The following is an 18,846-nucleotide window of genomic DNA, read 5'->3' on the forward strand; positions in this document are numbered from 1 at the left end:
ACGCCAAAAAGTAAGCGATGACAAACACCTTAGGTGTAAGCAGTCATGGCATTACATTCTGTTAAACCTAAGTTTAGCCGATATACAAAACTTCAACCTGACTTTATCGTTGTCGATAGCGTTGAAGTAAACGCCGCAGCATGGGCTGCGGCGCCAACGAACGCTTATAATTATTGCAATTTTGCGCTGACCCAGCCTTGTACACTGGCTAACGCTGCAGGCAGAGCTGCCGCATCCGTACCACCGGCTTGCGCCATGTCCGGACGACCGCCACCCTTACCGCCCACCTGCTGAGCGACCATACCAATCAATTCCCCTGCTTTAACCCGGTCGGTCACATCCTTCGACACGCCCGCAATCAGAGAAACCTTACCTTCAACAACCGTTGCCAGTACGATAACGGTAGACCCCAGTTGATTTTTCAGATCATCAACCATGGTTCGCAGCATTTTCGGCTCAATACCAGCAAGCTCGCTGACCAGGAGCTTCACGCCGTTGAGATCGACCGCTTTACTGGAAAGATTTGCACTCTCCTGCGCTGCGGCCTGGTCCTTCAACTGCTGCAACTCTTTTTCCAGCTGACGTGTACGTTCCAGCACGGCGCGCACTTTGTCGCCCAGATTCTGGCTGTCGCCCTTCAGCAGATGCGCAATATCGTTTAAGCGATCGCTTTGCGCATGAACGGTGGCCATAGCGCCTTCACCGGTTACCGCCTCAATACGACGAATGCCCGCTGCGGTGCCGGACTCAGAGATAATACGGAATAGACCGATATCACCGGTACGACTGGCGTGAGTACCGCCGCACAGTTCGGTAGAGAAATCGCCCATGCTCAGAACGCGTACACGTTCGTCGTATTTCTCGCCAAACAGCGCCATAGCCCCTTTCGCCTTCGCCGCGTCGAGATCCATGATGTTCGTTTCAATCGGCAGGTTGCGGCGAATTTGCGCATTCACCAAATCTTCAACCTGACGAATCTCCGACGGCTTCATCGCTTCATTGTGCGAGAAGTCGAAGCGCAGCACTTTATCGCTAACCAGCGAACCTTTCTGCGCAACGTGTGTCCCAAGCACCTGGCGCAACGCCGCGTGCATCAGGTGCGTGGCGGAGTGGTTCAGGCGGATACGTGCGCGGCGCGCTTCATCTACGTCAGCCTGTACCGCATCGCCCACTTTCAGAGCGCCCGCAGACAATTTGCCGAGGTGACCAATCGCCTGACCATATTTTTGCGTGTCGTCCACAGCGAAAGTAAATCCAGCGCCTTTCAGCTCGCCTTTATCGCCAACCTGACCGCCTGATTCCGCATAGAATGGGGTCTGATCCAGCACGACAACCGCTTCCTGTCCCGCGTTAATCGCTTCAACCGCTTTACCATCGACAAACAGCGCAGTCACTTTGCCGTTCAGTTCCAGATGGTCATAACCTTTAAATTCAGAAGCGCTATCAACGCGGATCATCGCGTTGTAGTCCGCGCCAAAACCGCTAGCTTCGCGCGCACGACGGCGTTGCTCTTCCATAGCGGCTTCAAAACCGGCTTCATCGACTTTGATGTTGCGCTCACGGCAGACGTCCGCCGTTAGATCGACCGGGAAACCATAAGTATCATACAGACGGAAAGCTGTTTCGCCGTCCAGGGTGTCGCCCTGCAATTTCGCCAGTTCTTCATCCAGCAGCGCCAGACCGCGCTCCAGCGTACGGGCGAACTGCTCTTCTTCCGTTTTCAGAACCTGCTCGACCTGCGCCTGCTGACGTTTCAACTCTTCGCCTGCGGAGCCCATTACCTCAATCAGCGGCCCAACCAGCTTGTAGAAGAAGGTCTCTTTCGCGCCCAGCATGTTGCCGTGACGAACCGCGCGACGAATAATGCGACGCAGCACATAGCCACGGTTTTCATTCGACGGCAGCACGCCATCGGCAACCAGGAATGCGCAAGAACGGATGTGGTCGGCGATAACGCGCAGCGATTTATTACCCAGATCGGTGGCGCCGGTGACTTTCGCTACCGCTTCAATCAACGTGCGGAACAGGTCGATGTCATAGTTAGAGTTAACGTGTTGCAGTACCGCGGCAATACGCTCCAGCCCCATACCGGTATCTACAGACGGTTTCGGCAATGGTTCCATAGTCCCGTCAGCCTGACGGTTGAACTGCATAAAGACGATGTTCCAGATCTCAATATAGCGATCGCCGTCTTCTTCCGGGCTTCCCGGAGGGCCGCCCCAGATGTGGTCGCCATGATCGTAGAAGATTTCGGTGCACGGACCGCAGGGACCGGTGTCGCCCATCTGCCAGAAGTTATCCGATGCGTATGGCGCGCCTTTATTGTCGCCGATGCGGATAATACGCTCGCGCGGGATGCCGACTTCTTTTTCCCAGATCTCATAGGCTTCGTCGTCGGTTTCATAAACGGTGACCCATAAACGCTCTTTTGGCAGAGCAAACCAGTTTTCACCGGTCAGTAATTCCCATGCGAACTGAATGGCGTCGTGTTTGAAGTAATCGCCGAAGCTGAAGTTGCCCAGCATTTCGAAGAAAGTATGGTGACGTGCAGTGTATCCGACGTTTTCCAGATCGTTGTGTTTACCCCCCGCGCGTACGCAACGCTGGGAAGTGGTTGCACGGGAATAATTACGTTTATCGAGCCCAAGGAAAACATCCTTGAACTGGTTCATCCCGGCATTGGTAAACAACAGAGTGGGGTCATTGTTAGGCACCAGGGAACTGCTGGCAACTACCTGATGCCCTTTACTATGGAAAAAGTCGAGAAACGCCTGACGGATCTCAGCGGTGCTCTTGCTCATAATTATCCTGAAATCAAGCTACACTTCATCCTTCAGGCCGCCTCTGCGTTGGCTGCGAGTTTCCCGGTCACGCGTTCCCGAGGCTCACTTGCCGCTTTGATGCGGCTTGAATGATTTTGTGTATTTAAGGAATATTCGTCGCAGACGCTGTTCGCCGTTAAGCAACCCGCGTCCAGACGGAAAAAGTGGGAATAAGATAAGTTTTCTTTACCGGGAAGTAAAATCCCGTATGCGCTCAATCTGCAAAATTTCGCCATATTTGCTGGATATCGTCCATCAGATACCCGCGATAGAGCAAAAAGCGCTGTACCTTAACCTTTTCTGAAAAGTTTGAAGGGAGCGGCTCGCCATATTTGCGAACGGCCTGTTCATGTGCCATTTCACTCCAGTCAATTTCACATTCTCGCATCGCTTTTTCAGTCGATTCACGGGAAATGCCTTTCTGATTCAACTCCTGGCGAATACGCGCCGGGCCATAGCCTTTGCGGCTACGACTGGCGATAAAGCGCATCACGAAGCGCTCGTCATCAAGATAGTGATGTTCGTGGCACCAGGCGATCACGCGTTCATAATCGTCTGCCGTCGCATCAATCTCTTCCGGCCCATTTTTGCCCATCACCGGCGCGGAGAGTTTACGCCGTAATTCCTGCTCGCTGTGATCGCGGACAGCAAGAATACGTACCGCACGATCAAGGAGACGAGCATAAGCGGGACGGCGCGATGTGGGTTCACTCATAAAAAACCTTAACAGGGAGAAATGCCAAAAGGGCCGCATAAATGCAGCCCTTTATGGTAATTTAACGTTTTGCTGAATGGCGGCTTCGTTTTGCCCGACCCACCATCACCTGATGATTAAAAATCTTCGTTGGTTTCTGCAACGCCTTCGCTATCGTCAACGGCGAAATCGGGCGTGGCATTCTGATTACTCAACAGTAATTCACGAACCCTTTTCTCGATCTCTTTCGCTGTCGCCGGGTTCTCTTTCAGCCAGGTAGTCGCGTTCGCTTTACCCTGGCCAATCTTCTCGCCGTTGTAGCTGTACCATGCGCCCGCTTTCTCGATCAGCTTCTCTTTCACGCCCAGGTCAACCAGTTCGCCATAGAAGTTGATGCCTTCACCGTAGAGGATCTGGAACTCGGCCTGCTTAAACGGCGCGGCGATTTTGTTTTTCACCACTTTCACACGCGTTTCGCTACCCACGACATTATCGCCCTCTTTCACCGCGCCAATACGACGGATATCAAGACGAACAGAGGCGTAGAATTTCAGCGCGTTACCGCCGGTGGTGGTTTCCGGGTTACCGAACATCACGCCAATCTTCATACGGATCTGGTTGATGAAAATCAACAGCGTGTTGGACTGTTTCAGGTTCCCCGCCAGCTTACGCATCGCCTGGCTCATCATACGCGCCGCGAGGCCCATGTGAGAGTCGCCGATTTCGCCTTCGATTTCCGCTTTCGGCGTTAGCGCCGCTACGGAGTCGACCACAATGACGTCCACCGCGCCTGAACGCGCCAGCGCGTCACAGATTTCCAGCGCCTGCTCGCCGGTATCCGGCTGAGAGCAGAGCAGGTTATCGATATCGACGCCCAGCTTGCGTGCGTAAACAGGGTCAAGCGCGTGTTCCGCATCGATAAACGCACAGGTTTTACCTTCACGCTGCGCAGCGGCAATCACCTGTAGCGTCAGGGTCGTTTTACCGGAAGATTCCGGCCCGTAAATTTCGACGATACGCCCCATCGGCAGACCGCCCGCACCGAGTGCGATGTCCAGTGAAAGCGAACCGGTGGAGATAGTTTCCACATCCATAGAACGGTCTTCACCCAGACGCATGATGGAGCCTTTACCAAATTGCTTTTCAATTTGGCCCAGTGCTGCCGCCAACGCTTTCTGTTTGTTTTCGTCGATAGCCATTATTACTCCTGTCATGCAACTTGGTATTGAACCGGATAGTGAATTCGTACTGTTGAAGCAATTATACTGTATGCTCATACAGTATCAAGTGTTTTGTAGAAATTGTTGCCACAGGGTTTGTAGCGCGTACGTCGTCGCCTGTCGACGCACCGATTCACGGTCGCCGCTGAAGCATTCCCGACGCGTAATCCCTTCTCCACTGACGCTGGCGAAAGCAAACCACACCGTACCAACCGGCTTTTCTTCACTGCCGCCATCCGGCCCGGCAATCCCGCTAATAGCGACAGCAAAATCGGCGCGAGCGGCCTTCAGCGCCCCGATCGCCATTTCGACCACTACGGGTTCGCTGACCGCGCCATGCTGCGCCAGAGTCTCTTCACGCACGCCAATCATCTGCGCTTTGGCTTCATTACTATAGGTGACAAAGCCGCGTTCAAACCAGGCGGAGCTTCCGGCGGTGTCGGTAATGGCTTTCGCCAGCCAGCCGCCGGTACAGGACTCTGCTGTCGTTACGGTCGCCCCGCGCGCTTTTAACGCCAGCCCGACCTGCTCGCTAAGCCGCATCAGTTCACTGTCAGTCATCATGACCTCTGTCAGTTAGAAATCCTGCCGCACAAGATAGCACTTTCTCACCAGAGATGGGGACGAGCAGTCGATTTTACGAGTCGGATTCCGAAAAAATGCCAGCAGGTTATTTATGCAGAATGAAATGAGGTAGCACATGACTAAATAGCAGTACCATGTCGCTAAATTTACACGCACGGAGAGAAAGCAAGGATGTCACTCAAAAAAACGGAAAGCACACAGCACAAACTGAAACAAACCTGTCAACTACGGCTGTGGTTAATTGTGGGTGGAGTATGTTCATTAGGAATGGGAGTACTGAATATATTGTCGTCAGGCTATTTTGAACCGTATGACGGCGGTCAAATTATCTTAGGCCTGGGATGTCTGGGATATAGTCTGGCACTATCAAAGAAGATATCCCACTTGCAGGCAGAGAATCAGCCCAAAAAGCCATAATAATAGCGGAGGGGGTGCTCCCCTCCCTAAGCGTAAATTAGCGCACCCGCGCCAGCGCTACCGCCTGGCCCAGTTGCCAAACCGCCATCGCATAATGCGTGCTGTGGTTATATCGGGTAATGGTGTAGAAGTTCGGCAGGCCGTACCAGTACTGGTAGCCCGTACCGATATCCAGACGCAGCAGGCTGGCTTCCTGATGATTGCCCAACAATTGCTGCGGCGTTAAGCCTGCGGCGGCAAGCTGAGAGAGGCTGTATTTTGTTTTGAAACCATTCGCCAGTCCCGGCGCCTGACCATTCGCTGGCACCGCAACCGTATCGCCTTTCACCCAACCATGCGCCTTGAAGTAGTTCGCCACACTGCCGATGGCATCTACCGGATCCCACAAGTTAATGTGCCCATCGCCATTGAAATCGACCGCATATTCTTTATAGGAAGACGGCATAAACTGGCCGTAGCCCATCGCGCCGGCAAAGGAACCTTTCAGATTGAGCGGATCGTCTTGCTCATCGCGCGCCATGAGCAGGAAGGTTTCCAGCTCGCCGGAGAAATATTCCGCCCGGCGCGGATAGTTAAATGACAGCGTCGCCAGCGCGTCCAGAATCCGCGTTTTCCCCATGATACGTCCCCAGCGGGTTTCCACGCCGATGATGCCCACGATGATTTCCGGCGGTACGCCGTATACCTGCCAGGCGCGGTTCAGCGCGTCTTCATACTGATTCCAGAACGCGACGCCGTTTTGCACGTTATCCGGCGTAATAAATTGTTTGCGGTAGCGCAACCAGGCGCCATTTGGTCCAGCGGGCGGCTGAGTGGTCGGCGCTTGTCTGTCCATCAGACGCAGGACGTAATCCAGTCTTTTAGACTGCGAGAGGATCTCCTGCAGTTGCTGACGGTCGAAACCGTGTTTACTGACCATTTTATCAATGAACTGCTGCGCATTAGGGTTGTTGGCGAAGTCGCCGCCCATTTGCATGACGTTATGCTGCGGCTCAAGCAGGAAGCCGCCGGAAGACGTGCCCGTCGTCGCTTGAGTCTCGGAAGATTTTGGCGTGCTGCTACAGGCAGCAAGCAATACGCAAAGTGGAAGTAACGCTACATAACGACGCTTGAACATGAGAGATCCATTAAACAAATTCAGCCAGGGAGAAGTATGGTAAAGCATCCCCCGCCGCACAAGGAAGCGGCACAAGAGAATAAATCACCTTTCTCCTCTTTTCAGTTTGTATCTGCTCCCCCACCCCACAAACTTTCAACTTAAAATATTTTTCTTTTATTTTGCGATCACAATAACACTTTTGAATCTTTCAACATGATTAAAATGAACAGGAAATTAGCAAGAAAACTAAAAACCCTACAGGAGAGAACAATGATCGAAACCATTACACATGGTGCGGAGTGGTTCATCGGGTTATTCCAGAAAGGCGGAGAGGTGTTTACCGGTATGGTGACCGGTATTCTTCCGCTACTGATAAGCCTGCTGGTTATCATGAATGCGCTCATCAATTTTATCGGCCAGCAGCGTATTGAGCGTTTTGCCCAACGTTGCGCCGGAAATCCGCTATCTCGTTACCTGCTTTTACCGTGTATCGGGACATTTGTTTTTTGTAATCCGATGACCCTGAGTCTGGGACGCTTTATGCCGGAGAAGTACAAGCCGAGCTATTACGCGGCGGCCTCCTATAGCTGTCACTCCATGAACGGTCTGTTTCCGCATATCAATCCCGGCGAACTGTTTGTTTATCTGGGTATCGCCAGCGGACTCACCACGTTAGGGCTTCCTCTCGGCCCGCTCGCGGTGAGCTATCTGCTGGTAGGTCTGGTGACGAACTTCTTCCGCGGTTGGGTCACCGATCTCACCACCGCTATTTTTGAGAAAAAAATGGGGATTCAACTTGAGCAGAAAGTACATCTGACAGGAGCGGTATCATGACACGGGTTCGTATTGAGAAAGGCGCCGGCGGCTGGGGTGGCCCGCTTGAGCTGGACGTTACGCCAGGCAAAAAGATCGTCTATATCACAGCCGGTACGCGCCCGGCGATCGTCGACAAACTGGCGCAACTAACAGGCTGGCAAGCGGTGGACGGCTTTAAAGAAGGCGAACCGCCGGAAGCGGAGATCGGCGCGGCCATTATCGACTGTGGCGGTACGCTGCGCTGCGGTATCTATCCGAAACGCCGGATTCCAACCATTAATATTCACTCGACGGGTAAGTCCGGCCCACTGGCGCAGTATATTGTTGAGGATATTTATGTCTCCGGCGTAAAAGAAGAAAACATTACTCTTGTCGGCGAAACGCCTGCCAGTCCCCAGCCTGCCAAAACGACATTAGGACGTGACTACGACACCAGCAAAAAAATCACCGAGCAGAGCGACGGGCTGCTGGCAAAAGTCGGTATGGGAATGGGCTCCGCCGTGGCGGTACTGTTCCAGTCCGGTCGCGACACCATTGATACGGTTCTGAAAACAATCCTGCCGTTTATGGCGTTCGTTTCGGCGCTGATCGGCATCATTATGGCCTCAGGTCTTGGCGACTGGATCGCCCACGGCCTGGCGCCATTAGCCAGCCATCCACTGGGGCTGGTGACGCTGGCATTGATCTGCTCTTTCCCGCTGCTGTCGCCCTTTCTCGGCCCTGGCGCGGTTATCGCTCAGGTCATTGGCGTCCTGATCGGCGTTCAGATAGGCCTGGGCAATATCCCCCCGCATCTGGCGCTTCCCGCCCTGTTCGCGATTAACGCGCAGGCGGCCTGCGACTTTATCCCGGTCGGCCTGTCACTGGCGGAAGCGAAACAAGACACCGTTCGCGTCGGCGTACCTTCTGTGCTGGTCGGACGCTTCCTGACTGGCGCGCCCACGGTACTTATCGCCTGGTTTGTTTCCGGCTTTATCTATCAATAAGAGGTTCAGACATGAGCGTGATTTATCAAACCACCATCACCCGTATCGGCCAGAGCGCGAAGGAGGCGCTCGGCGAACAGATGCTGATTACGTTTCGGGAAGGCGCGCCGGCGGATATCGAAGAATTTTGCTTCATCCATTGTCATGGCGAACTGACCGGCGCGCTGCAGCCTGGCGCGCGGTGTGAATTGGGCCAACATTGCTATCCGGTCACGGCGGTCGGCAGCGTAGCCGAGCAAAACCTGCGTGAACTGGGGCATATCACTTTGCGCTTCGATGGTCTGCGTGAAGCGGAATTTCCCGGCACCGTGCACGTTGCGGGGCCTGTACCGGACGATATCGCGCCGGGCTGTATTTTGACGTTTGTCGCTTAAGGAGAAAAAACATGAATCAAGTTGCCGTTGTCATTGGCGGAGGCCAGACCCTGGGGGCATTCCTTTGCCGTGGGCTTGCAGAAGAAGGATACCGCGTGGCGGTCGTTGATATTCAAAGCGATAAAGCCGCGAATGTCGCCCAGGAAATTAACGCCGATTTTGGCGAAGGTATGGCGTACGGTTTTGGCGCTGACGCTACCAGCGAGCAGAGCGTGCTGGCGCTGTCCCGCGGCGTAGACGAGATTTTCGGGCGCGTCGATCTGCTGGTTTACAGCGCGGGTATCGCCAAAGCGGCGTTTATCAGCGATTTCCAGCTGGGCGATTTTGACCGCTCGCTACAGGTGAATCTGGTGGGCTATTTCCTCTGCGCCCGGGAGTTTTCCCGCCTGATGATCCGCGACGGCATTCAGGGGCGCATTATTCAGATTAACTCTAAATCCGGCAAAGTGGGCAGTAAACACAACTCCGGCTACAGCGCGGCGAAATTCGGCGGCGTGGGGTTAACCCAGTCTCTGGCGCTGGATCTGGCGGAATACGGCATTACCGTACACTCGTTGATGCTCGGCAACCTGTTGAAATCGCCAATGTTCCAGTCACTGCTGCCGCAATACGCCACTAAACTGGGCATTAAGCCCGACGAGGTGGAACAGTATTACATTGATAAGGTACCGCTCAAACGCGGGTGTGATTATCAGGATGTGCTGAACATGCTGCTATTTTATGCCAGCCCGAAAGCGTCTTATTGCACCGGGCAGTCGATCAACGTAACCGGCGGTCAAGTGATGTTCTGACCGTGAATTGCCGGATGGCGCCGTAGGCCGGATAAGACGGTTACGCCGCCATCAGGCAAACCAACAGGAGCACATTATGGTTTCCACTCTGATTACCGTCGCCGTTATCGCCTGGTGTGCGCAACTGGCGCTGGGCGGCTGGCAGATTTCCCGCTTTAATCGAGCTTTCGATAAACTTAGCCAACAGGGGCGGGTCGGCGTCGGGCGCTCCGGCGGGCGTTTTAAGCCCCGGGTGGTGGTTGCCGTGGCGCTGGACGAACAGCAGCGGGTGACGGACACTTTATTGATGAAAGGCCTTACGGTATTCGCCAGACCGGTTAAAATTGCCGCAATGCAAGGAAAACATTTGCATGAATTACAGCCTGATGTGATCTTTCCCCATGATTCGCTCGCGCAGAATGCACTATCATTGGCGCTTAAACTGAAACATGGGTAATTTCGTTGTGAATGCGTATAGCTTGCGAAATTATCATTTTGCAACCAATACCCTAAATAATTCGAGTTGCAGGAAGGCGGCGACGCAGTGAATCCCAGGAGCGTACATCAGTACGTGACCGGGGTGAGCGAGGAAAGCCAACGCACATGCAGCGTGAAGTATGACGGGTAAATACATAAGTCAGGGTAATCACGCCTATGAAACCTCGTCAGCGTCAGGCCGCGATTCTGGAGCACCTGCAAAAACAGGGAAAATGCTCGGTTGAAGAACTGGCCCAGTACTTTGACACGACAGGCACCACTATCCGTAAAGATCTGGTCATTCTGGAAAATGCCGGAACCGTCATCCGCACCTATGGCGGCGTGGTGTTGAATAAAGAAGAGTCCGATCCGCCTATTGATCACAAAACGCTTATCAACACCCACAAAAAAGCGCTGATAGCCGCAGCCGCTGTGAAATATATCCATGATGGCGATTCCATTATTCTGGACGCCGGAAGTACCGTGTTACAGATGGTGCCGTTGCTTTCGCGTTTTAGCAACATCACGGTGATGACCAACAGCCTCCATATTGTTAACGCGCTATCGGAACTGGACAACGAACAAACTATCCTGATGCCCGGCGGCACCTTCCGTAAAAAATCGGCGTCGTTTCACGGTCAACTGGCGGAAAACGCCTTTGAGCAATTCAGCTTTGATAAACTTTTCATGGGAACTGACGGTATTGACCTGAACGTCGGTGTGACCACGTTCAATGAGGTTTACACCGTCAGTAACGCAATGTGCAATGCAGCACGCGAGGTGATTCTGATGGCGGACTCCTCAAAATTTGGTCGTAAAAGCCCCAATGTGGTGTGCAGTCTGGAAACCGTCGACAAACTGATCACGGACGCGGGGATCGATCCGGCATTTCGTCAGGCGCTGGAAGCAAAAGGGATTGAAGTAATCATAACCGGAGAAAGCAATGAGTGATGCACTACTAAACGCAGGCCGTCAGACCTTAATGCTGGAGCTACAGGAAGCCAGCCGTCTGCCGGAGCGTCTGGGCGATGATTTTGTCCGCGCCGCCAATATCATTATTCACTGTGAAGGCAAAGTGATCGTTTCCGGCATTGGCAAGTCAGGTCATATTGGTAAAAAAATCGCCGCGACGCTTGCCAGTACCGGTACTCCCGCTTTTTTTGTTCATCCGGCGGAAGCACTGCATGGCGATCTGGGGATGATTGAAAGCCGCGACGTGATGTTATTTATCTCCTATTCCGGCGGCGCAAAAGAACTCGACCTCATCATCCCGCGTCTGGAAGATAAATCCGTCGCGCTGCTGGCGATGACCGGTAAACTTCACTCTCCGCTGGGGCGAGCGGCAAAAGCCGTTCTGGATATTTCCGTCGAGCGAGAAGCCTGCCCGATGCATCTGGCGCCGACATCCAGTACCGTCAATACGCTGATGATGGGCGATGCGCTGGCGATGGCGGTCATGCAGGCGCGCGGTTTTAACGAAGAAGATTTCGCCCGTTCGCATCCGGCTGGCGCACTGGGCGCGCGTTTGCTCAATAATGTGCATCACCTGATGCGCCAGGGCGATGCAATACCGCAGGTGATGCTCGCCACCAGCGTGATGGATGCCATGCTGGAACTTAGCCGTACCGGGCTGGGGCTGGTGGCGGTTTGCGATGAGCAACATGTTGTGAAAGGCGTCTTTACCGACGGCGACCTGCGTCGTTGGCTGGTGGGCGGCGGCGCGCTCACCACGCCGGTAAGCGAAGCCATGACGCCCAACGGTATTACGCTCCAGGCGCAAAGCCGCGCCATTGACGCCAAAGAGCTCCTGATGAAACGCAAAATTACCGCCGCGCCAGTGGTCGATGAAAACGGCAAACTCACCGGCGCCATTAACCTACAGGATTTCTACCAGGCGGGGATTATCTAATCCTTCAGTCCCAGACGCTTCGCCAGCCGATGCAGGTTGGCGACGTCGGTTTCCAGCGCCCGCGCGCTGGCCGCCCAGTTATGATTATTTTGCGCCAGCGCCTGGCGAATCATCTCTCGCTGGAAGTTCTCCGTCGATTCGCGCAAATTGCGGCAAGTCGGCAGCGCCAGAAAGCTTTCCGCAGGCGGCGCGGGTAAAACGTCCTCTGACAAGGCAAAATGCTGTGCCTCCAGTATCACCTCATCCCCTGCCCGGGTCGCTCTCGCCAGTACAACCGCACGGTGAATGGCATGTTCCAGCTCCCGGACGTTGCCCGGCCAGCCATAGTTGAGCAAATGGCGGCGCGCGTCGGGACTCAGCACCACGCGGGACAGCCCCAGCCGCAGTCGGCACTGCTCGCAAAAATAGCCCGCCAGCAGCACCACATCATCGCCGCGCTCGCGCAGCGGCGGCACAAAGAGCGGGAAAACGCTCAGGCGATGGAACAGATCGGCGCGAAAACGCCCTGCCAGCACCTCTTCACGCAGGTCACGGTTGGTTGCCGCCAACACCCGCACATCCACGCGCAGGCTACGATCGTCGCCGACGCGCTGAATATCGCCATACTGCAACACGCGAAGTAGCTTGGCCTGTAGCGCCAGCGACAGTTCGCCAATCTCATCCAGAAACAGCGTACCGTTATCCGCCATTTCGAACTTACCGCTACGATTACTGATAGCCCCGGTAAAAGCCCCTTTTACATGACCAAACAACTCGCTCTCCGCCACGCTTTCCGGCAGCGCGGCGCAGTTGAGATAGACCAGCGGATTGACCGCTCTGGGGGAGCCCTGGTGAATAGCTTTCGCCACCAGCTCTTTACCGGTCCCCGTTTCACCGCCGATCAGCACGTTAAGATCGGAGCCCGCCACAATCTCGATCTCTTTTTTCAACTGCGTCATCGCCGGCGACAGGCCGATCATGTGCGTCTCTTTTATCGGTTCAAACACGCCTGACGACCCCGGCAACATGTTCTGGCTTTCCAGTTGTTCAATTAACAGCGCATTACTCAATGCCCCGGCGGCCAGCGCGGCGACAAGCCGTAGTTCTTCATCGCTAAATACCTCGAACTGCTCCGGCGTCATAGCATCAAGGGTCAGCGCACCGATGAGGTTCTGTCCGGCAAACAGCGGCAGACCAACACAGGCGTGGACTTTCAGGCTTTCCTGTCCGGGAATTAACCCGTCATACGGATCGGGCAAATCGCTATCAGCCGGAAAACGCACCACGTCCCCCGCGCGGGCGATGGCTTCCAGGCGCGGATGCCCTTCCAGGGTAAAACGTCTGCCGAGGACGTCCTGCGCCAGGCCATCAATCGCCAGTGGAATAAATTGTCGTGATTCATAGCGCAGCAGCGCCGAGGCGTCGCACGCCAGCACCTGACGCAGCGTAGTAATCAGCCGCTGAAAACGATCCTGATGCCCAATGCCGCGTTGTAACTCAATGGCGATGCCCGCCAATACCTCCACGGAAAAACTCATGGTTACCTCATTGTCATTTTGACAATCTATAGTGTCATATTGACAGCATCATTTATAGTCTTTTTGACTATACCAAAAATACAAAATTATTATAATTTCACATAAATCAATAAGATGTAAAGTTGGCACACTACCTGCAATAAGCAAAACAACTTTTTGCAAACGTTGAATGAATTGAGGTGGTTATGTCTATTCTGGTTAAAAATAATATTCATTGGGTTGGCCAACGCGACTGGGAAGTACGTGATTTTCACGGCACTGAATACAAAACGCTGCGCGGCAGCAGCTATAACAGCTATCTCATTCGTGAAGAAAAGAATGTGCTGATCGATACCGTCGATCATAAGTTTAGCCGTGAGTTTGTGCAAAACCTGCGCAGTGAAATCGACCTCGCGGATATCGACTACATCATCATTAACCATGCCGAAGAAGACCATGCAGGCGCGCTGACCGAACTGATGGCGCAGATCCCGGACACGCCTATCTACTGTACCGCCAACGCCATTGATTCTATCAACGGCCATCATCATCATCCGGAATGGAATTTTAAGGTGGTGAAAACCGGCGATACGCTGGATATCGGCAACGGCAAGCAGTTGATCTTCGTGGAAACGCCGATGCTGCACTGGCCGGACAGCATGATGACCTATATGACCGGCGACGCGGTGTTATTCAGCAACGACGCCTTTGGTCAGCACTACTGCGACGAGCGCCTGTTCAATGATGAAGTGGACCAAACCGAACTGTTTGAACAATGCCAGCGCTACTACGCCAATATCCTGACGCCGTTCAGCCGTCTGGTAACGCCAAAAATTACCGAAATCCTCGGCTTCAACCTGCCGGTGGATATGATTGCGACCTCACACGGCGTGGTATGGCGCGACAACCCAACGCAAATCGTGGAGCTGTATCTGAAATGGGCGGCAGATTATCAGGAAGATCGTATCACTATTTTCTACGATACCATGTCGAACAATACTCGCATGATGGCGGATGCCATCGCACAGGGTATCAACGAAGTGGACCCCAACGTGGCGGTCAAAATCTTTAACGTCGCCCGCAGCGATAAAAATGAAATACTGACCAATGTCTTCCGTTCGAAAGGCGTGCTGGTCGGCACTTCTACCATGAACAACGTGATGATGCCGAAAATCGCTGGTCTGGTGGAAGAGATGACCGGCCTGCGCTTTCGCAACAAACGCGCCAGCGCCTTCGGTTCTCATGGCTGGAGCGGCGGCGCTGTGGATCGACTGTCCACGCGCTTACAGGATGCCGGTTTTGAAATGTCCCTGAGTCTGAAAGCGAAATGGCGTCCGGATCTGGATGCGCTGGAGTTGTGCCGTCAGCACGGTCGCGACATCGCGCGTCAGTGGGCGCTTGCTCCGCTGCCGGAAACCACACAGAAAACCGCGCCAGTCGAAGAAACCACAACCTGCGCCGCCGCAGACCTCGGCCCCAAAATGCAATGCAGCGTATGCCAGTGGATTTACGACCCTGCGCTGGGCGAGCCGTTGCAGGATGTCGCGCCGGGTACGCCGTGGAGCGACGTGCCAGATAACTTCCTGTGCCCGGAATGTTCATTAGGTAAAGACGTGTTCGACGTACTGGCGACGGAGGCAAAATGAGTCGGGGAATCATCATTATTGGGTCGGGCTTCGCCGCCCGCCAGCTCGTCAAAAATATTCGTAAACAAGATGCGCATGTGCCGTTAACTCTGATTGCGGCGGACAGCATGGATGAGTACAACAAGCCCGATCTCAGCCACGTTATCAGCCAGTCGCAGCGCGCCGATGATCTCACCCGCCAGTTAGCGGGGGAATTTGCTGAACAGTTTAATCTGCGACTGTTCCCGCATACCTGGGTTGCTGACATTGATGCCGATGCCCATGTGGTGAAAAGTCAGGATAAGCAGTGGCAGTACGACAAGCTGGTACTGGCGACCGGGGCAACAGCCTTTGTGCCGCCGATTGCAGGACGTGAGTTAATGCTTACTTTGAATAGCCAGCAGGAGTACCGCGCCTGTGAGACACAACTGCGCGACGCGCAGCGAGTGCTGATTGTCGGCGGCGGTCTCATTGGCAGTGAATTAGCGATGGATTTCTGCCACGCCGGGAAAACGGTAACGCTGATGGATAACGCCGCCAGCCTTCTCGCCTCACTGATGCCACCAGAAGTGAGCAGTCGCTTACAGCATCACCTGACCGATATGGGGGTGCATCTGCTGCTGAAATCGCAGTTGCAAAAACTGGAGAAAACCGAAGCCGGTATCCGCGCTACGCTGGTAAGCCAGCATAGTATTGAGGTCGATGCGGTGATTGCCGCCACCGGCTTACGCCCGGAAACCGCTCTGGCGCGCCGCGCCGAGGTAGCCGTCAACCGCGGCGTCTGCGTGGATAGCTATCTACAGACCAGTCACCCGGATATTTATGCGATCGGCGACTGCGCGGAGATCAACGGTCAGGTGCTGCCCTTCCTGCAACCGATCCAGTTAAGCGCGATGTACCTGGCGAAAAATCTGCTCGGCGGCAACGCGCCGCTGAAGCTACCGGCGATGCTGGTCAAAGTCAAAACGCCGGAACTGCCGCTGCATCTGGCGGGAGAAACTCAGCGCCGTGATTTAAGCTGGCAGATTACCGCAGAATCTGACGGTATGATTGCCAAAGGCATGAGTGGAGAAGGCCAGCTACGCGCCTTTGTGGTGAGTGAAGACCGCATGAAAGAGGCCTTTGCACTGCTGAAAACGTTGTCCGTATAAGCCTGTGATGCCGGATGGCGCCGCTTCGCGTCTTATATCCGGCCTACGAGTGAGCATCTGTTTACAGGCCGAATAAGGCGCAGCCGCCATCTGGCACCCTACACTTCCCTTAATGCTCGCGCTGCGGCAATCACGCCCTGTCCAAACGACAGCCCGCCGTCGCCCGCTGGTAACCGCTGCGGAAATAACAATTTAAAATCAGAAAGATAAAAGGCAAGACGCGCGCGCAGTAAGCGGTTGTGTATCACCCCGCCGCTGAAGACCAGAGTGGTTATCCCCCGCGCCGTAGCCTGCTGGCGCATTAGCGTGGCAAACCCGCACGCCAGCGCATCATGAAAAGCCCAGGCGCGTTGCGCGGGCGTGGCCTGCCAGTTCAACCATTGCCGCCAGAAAACAGCGACGTCCAGTTGAGCGCCGTTAAGCGGCATCGTTACCGGATGCTCAACGTTAGCGCATTGAGAGGCCAGCGCCTCCAGCGCGCAGGCGGCCTCGCCCTCATAGCTAAGCGATGCTGGCGCGCAGCGAAGCGCGGCAGCCACCGCGTCAAACAACCTCCCGCAGGAAGAGGCCAACGGGGCATTGACGCCGCGCTCAATGGCACGCGCCAGGACACTCCAGTTTTGCTGTTGCAGCCCCGCTGTCTCCGGGTAATCCTGCCAGTCCGGCACAAAGCGCAGGCACTGCGCTAACAGATTACGCCACGGCTGTTTGGCAGCCAGATCGCCTCCCGGCAGCGCCACGGCGGGTAAACCACCTAAATGTTCGCATTCGCGATAATTGACCCGCAAACATTCTCCGCCCCATAGCGCGCCATTCTTACCCATGCCGATACCGTCTACCGTCAGGGCAATCACCTCTCCGCCGTCCAGCGGCCAACCATGCTCGGCCAGGCAAGCCGCCGCATGGGCATGATGGTGTAACACCGTCTCTGTCGGCAGACGCATCTCACTGGCCCACTGACTGGAAACATAGCCCGGATGCGCATCACAGACGATACGCTCTGGCGTAAAATCGTAGATTGACTGGATCAAACGCAATGCCTCGCGCCACTGCGCCTGGATACCGTCATCGCTGAGATCGCCTAAATGTTGGCTGACAACCGCCTGTTCGCCGCGTACCAGACAGAACGTGTTTTTCAGATCCGCGCCCAGACAAAGTATCGGCGGCACATCGCGAAATCCGGGCGGCAACGCAATCGCGTCCGGCACGTATCCCCGCGAACGACGCAGCATTTCGCCGCTGTCGCGCACGACAGAGTCGTCCATGCGCTGTACAATGTCGCGATTGTGCAACAGAAAACCATCGGCAATATCGTGTAAATCGTCCAGCGCCTGTTCGTTGGTGATGGCGGGCGGTTTGCCGCTCAGGTTGCCGGATGTCATCACCAGCGGGTAATTGAGCGCCTGCAACAAGAGATGTTGCAATGGATTGGCTGGCAGCATCACACCCACTTCCGTAAGTCCTGGCGCGATGCCCTCACTCAGCGAAGGTACATACTGCTTATCCACCAGTACAATCGGGGCCGCTGGCGTGGTCAGCAGCGAACGCGCCGCGGTCGGCAGCGTTTGCGCCGTGGGCAACATCACCGCCAATGGTTTCGCCGGACGATGTTTACGCGCCCGCAGCATCGCCACTGCGTTAGCGTTGCGCGCATCGCAGGCCAGATGAAAACCACCCAGCCCTTTAACGGCAATAATGCCTCCGGCGTTCAGTTGGGCGACCGCCGCCTGCAAAGCCGCCTCTTTTTCCGCTCGTTCATGTTGGCTCCGCCACTCAAGATGCGGCCCGCATGACGGACAGGCAACGGGCTGGGCATGAAAACGGCGATCGTACGGATCCCGGTATTCGCTGTCGCATTCCGGACACAAGGGAAACGCCGCCATCACCGTAAATGGCCGGTCATAGGGCATAGCGCGAATAATGGTGAAGCGTGGTCCGCAGTGGGTGCAATTGATGAAAGGATAACGGTAGCGCCGCTCGCCTGGGGTATTCATCTCGGCAAGACATGCCGGGCAGGTCGCCGCATCCGGCACGATTTGCGTGTTCATCGAACCGCCTGCGCTCTGACGAATGGTGAAATCCGTCGGTGCGCGCTCCCATACCAACGACGCGTGTTCAACGCTGTCAATGCGCGCCAGCGGCGGGCAATCCTGATAGAGCGCGGCAATAAATTGCGACGGATCTTCCAGCAGCCGAACGACGACGCCGTCGCCGTCATTACACACGTCGCCGTGTAATTGCAACTGCTGCGCCAGCTGCCAGACAAAAGGACGAAAACCGACGCCCTGTACTTTGCCCCGAATGCGTAGCTGTACGCCGGAAGGTGTGTCTATCGCCATCTTATTTTCCCGCCATCATCGAACCCGGATGCCTGATGGCGCGACGCTTATCAGGCCTACAACCGC

The 18,846-nt window shown here is 55.0% G+C and carries 17 protein-coding genes; 10 read left to right on the plus strand and 7 right to left on the minus strand.

What is annotated here, in order from left to right; genetic code table 11:
* Positions 1–170 precede the first annotated feature (170 nt).
* The 4 genes from alaS to pncC form a co-directional block, all read right to left on the minus strand.
* Positions 171–2,801 carry an alanine--tRNA ligase gene (alaS, locus tag ACLD4F_RS08980; RefSeq protein ID WP_000047228.1) on the minus strand — a complete coding sequence of 877 codons (2,631 nt, stop codon included), beginning with the start codon at positions 2,799–2,801 and terminating at the stop codon, positions 171–173.
* A 235-nt stretch (positions 2,802–3,036) separates the two neighbouring features.
* Positions 3,037–3,537, minus strand: a complete 501-nt coding sequence (gene recX / locus ACLD4F_RS08985; protein ID WP_001294861.1) for a recombination regulator RecX — start codon at positions 3,535–3,537, stop codon at positions 3,037–3,039.
* Between the two features lie 116 nt (positions 3,538–3,653).
* Positions 3,654–4,715, minus strand: a complete 1,062-nt coding sequence (gene recA, locus ACLD4F_RS08990; protein ID WP_000963150.1) for a recombinase RecA — start codon at positions 4,713–4,715, stop codon at positions 3,654–3,656.
* Positions 4,716–4,799: 84 nt separating this feature from the next.
* Positions 4,800–5,297 (minus strand): nicotinamide-nucleotide amidase, encoded by a 498-nt coding sequence (pncC, locus tag ACLD4F_RS08995; RefSeq protein WP_010835022.1) that lies wholly within the window; start codon positions 5,295–5,297, stop codon positions 4,800–4,802.
* A 195-nt stretch (positions 5,298–5,492) separates the two neighbouring features.
* On the opposite strand from pncC, the gene ACLD4F_RS09000 reads away from it, so the two are divergent.
* Entirely contained in the window at positions 5,493–5,738 is a 246-nt protein-coding gene (locus ACLD4F_RS09000) for a hypothetical protein (protein ID WP_001519391.1), read from the plus strand.
* A 37-nt stretch (positions 5,739–5,775) separates the two neighbouring features.
* Here ACLD4F_RS09000 and mltB read toward each other — a convergent pair whose 3' ends face one another.
* Positions 5,776–6,855, minus strand: a complete 1,080-nt coding sequence (gene mltB / locus ACLD4F_RS09005; protein WP_411010799.1) for a lytic murein transglycosylase B — start codon at positions 6,853–6,855, stop codon at positions 5,776–5,778.
* A 252-nt stretch (positions 6,856–7,107) separates the two neighbouring features.
* On the opposite strand from mltB, the gene srlA reads away from it, so the two are divergent.
* The 7 genes from srlA to gutQ all read left to right on the plus strand — a co-directional run bounded on the left by srlA (position 7,108) and on the right by gutQ (position 12,169).
* Complete coding sequence (gene srlA, locus ACLD4F_RS09010) at positions 7,108–7,671, plus strand: PTS glucitol/sorbitol transporter subunit IIC (RefSeq protein WP_000573333.1); 564 nt, start codon at positions 7,108–7,110, stop codon at positions 7,669–7,671.
* Complete coding sequence (locus ACLD4F_RS09015) at positions 7,668–8,639, plus strand: PTS glucitol/sorbitol transporter subunit IIB (RefSeq protein WP_000199039.1); 972 nt, start codon at positions 7,668–7,670, stop codon at positions 8,637–8,639. Before srlA ends, ACLD4F_RS09015 begins: the two co-directional genes overlap by 4 nt.
* A gap of 11 nt (positions 8,640–8,650) precedes the next feature.
* Positions 8,651–9,013, plus strand: a complete 363-nt coding sequence (gene srlB, locus ACLD4F_RS09020; RefSeq protein ID WP_000111553.1) for a PTS glucitol/sorbitol transporter subunit IIA — start codon at positions 8,651–8,653, stop codon at positions 9,011–9,013.
* A gap of 11 nt (positions 9,014–9,024) precedes the next feature.
* Entirely contained in the window at positions 9,025–9,804 is a 780-nt protein-coding gene (gene srlD / locus ACLD4F_RS09025) for a sorbitol-6-phosphate dehydrogenase (protein ID WP_001077372.1), read from the plus strand.
* A 76-nt stretch (positions 9,805–9,880) separates the two neighbouring features.
* On the plus strand, positions 9,881–10,240 hold the full coding sequence (gene gutM / locus ACLD4F_RS09030; RefSeq protein ID WP_000255198.1) for a transcriptional regulator GutM: 360 nt from the start codon (positions 9,881–9,883) through the stop codon (positions 10,238–10,240).
* Positions 10,241–10,437: 197 nt separating this feature from the next.
* On the plus strand, positions 10,438–11,211 hold the full coding sequence (srlR, locus tag ACLD4F_RS09035; protein ID WP_000804536.1) for a glucitol operon DNA-binding transcriptional repressor SrlR: 774 nt from the start codon (positions 10,438–10,440) through the stop codon (positions 11,209–11,211).
* The gene (gutQ, locus tag ACLD4F_RS09040; protein WP_001278201.1) at positions 11,204–12,169 is read left to right on the plus strand and encodes an arabinose-5-phosphate isomerase GutQ; all 966 of its coding nucleotides are present in this window, start codon (positions 11,204–11,206) and stop codon (positions 12,167–12,169) included. Before srlR ends, gutQ begins: the two co-directional genes overlap by 8 nt.
* Here the strand turns inward: gutQ and norR are convergent.
* Entirely contained in the window at positions 12,166–13,686 is a 1,521-nt protein-coding gene (gene norR / locus ACLD4F_RS09045) for a nitric oxide reductase transcriptional regulator NorR (protein WP_000010808.1), read from the minus strand. The genes gutQ and norR overlap by 4 nt on opposite strands.
* Before the next feature lie 185 nt (positions 13,687–13,871).
* On the opposite strand from norR, the gene norV reads away from it, so the two are divergent.
* Entirely contained in the window at positions 13,872–15,311 is a 1,440-nt protein-coding gene (gene norV / locus ACLD4F_RS09050; RefSeq protein WP_000026012.1) for an anaerobic nitric oxide reductase flavorubredoxin, read from the plus strand.
* Complete coding sequence (gene norW, locus ACLD4F_RS09055; protein ID WP_079943982.1) at positions 15,308–16,441, plus strand: NADH:flavorubredoxin reductase NorW; 1,134 nt, start codon at positions 15,308–15,310, stop codon at positions 16,439–16,441. The genes norV and norW overlap by 4 nt, the downstream gene beginning before the upstream one ends.
* Before the next feature lie 98 nt (positions 16,442–16,539).
* On the opposite strand, the gene hypF is transcribed toward norW, so the two are convergent.
* Positions 16,540–18,780, minus strand: a complete 2,241-nt coding sequence (hypF, locus tag ACLD4F_RS09060) for a carbamoyltransferase HypF (protein WP_079943981.1) — start codon at positions 18,778–18,780, stop codon at positions 16,540–16,542.
* Positions 18,781–18,846: the final 66 nt, after the last annotated feature.

Origin of the sequence: Salmonella sp. 741265050_HSA (assembly GCF_046569445.1) — a bacterium.
GTDB classification, from domain to species: domain Bacteria; phylum Pseudomonadota; class Gammaproteobacteria; order Enterobacterales; family Enterobacteriaceae; genus Salmonella; species Salmonella enterica.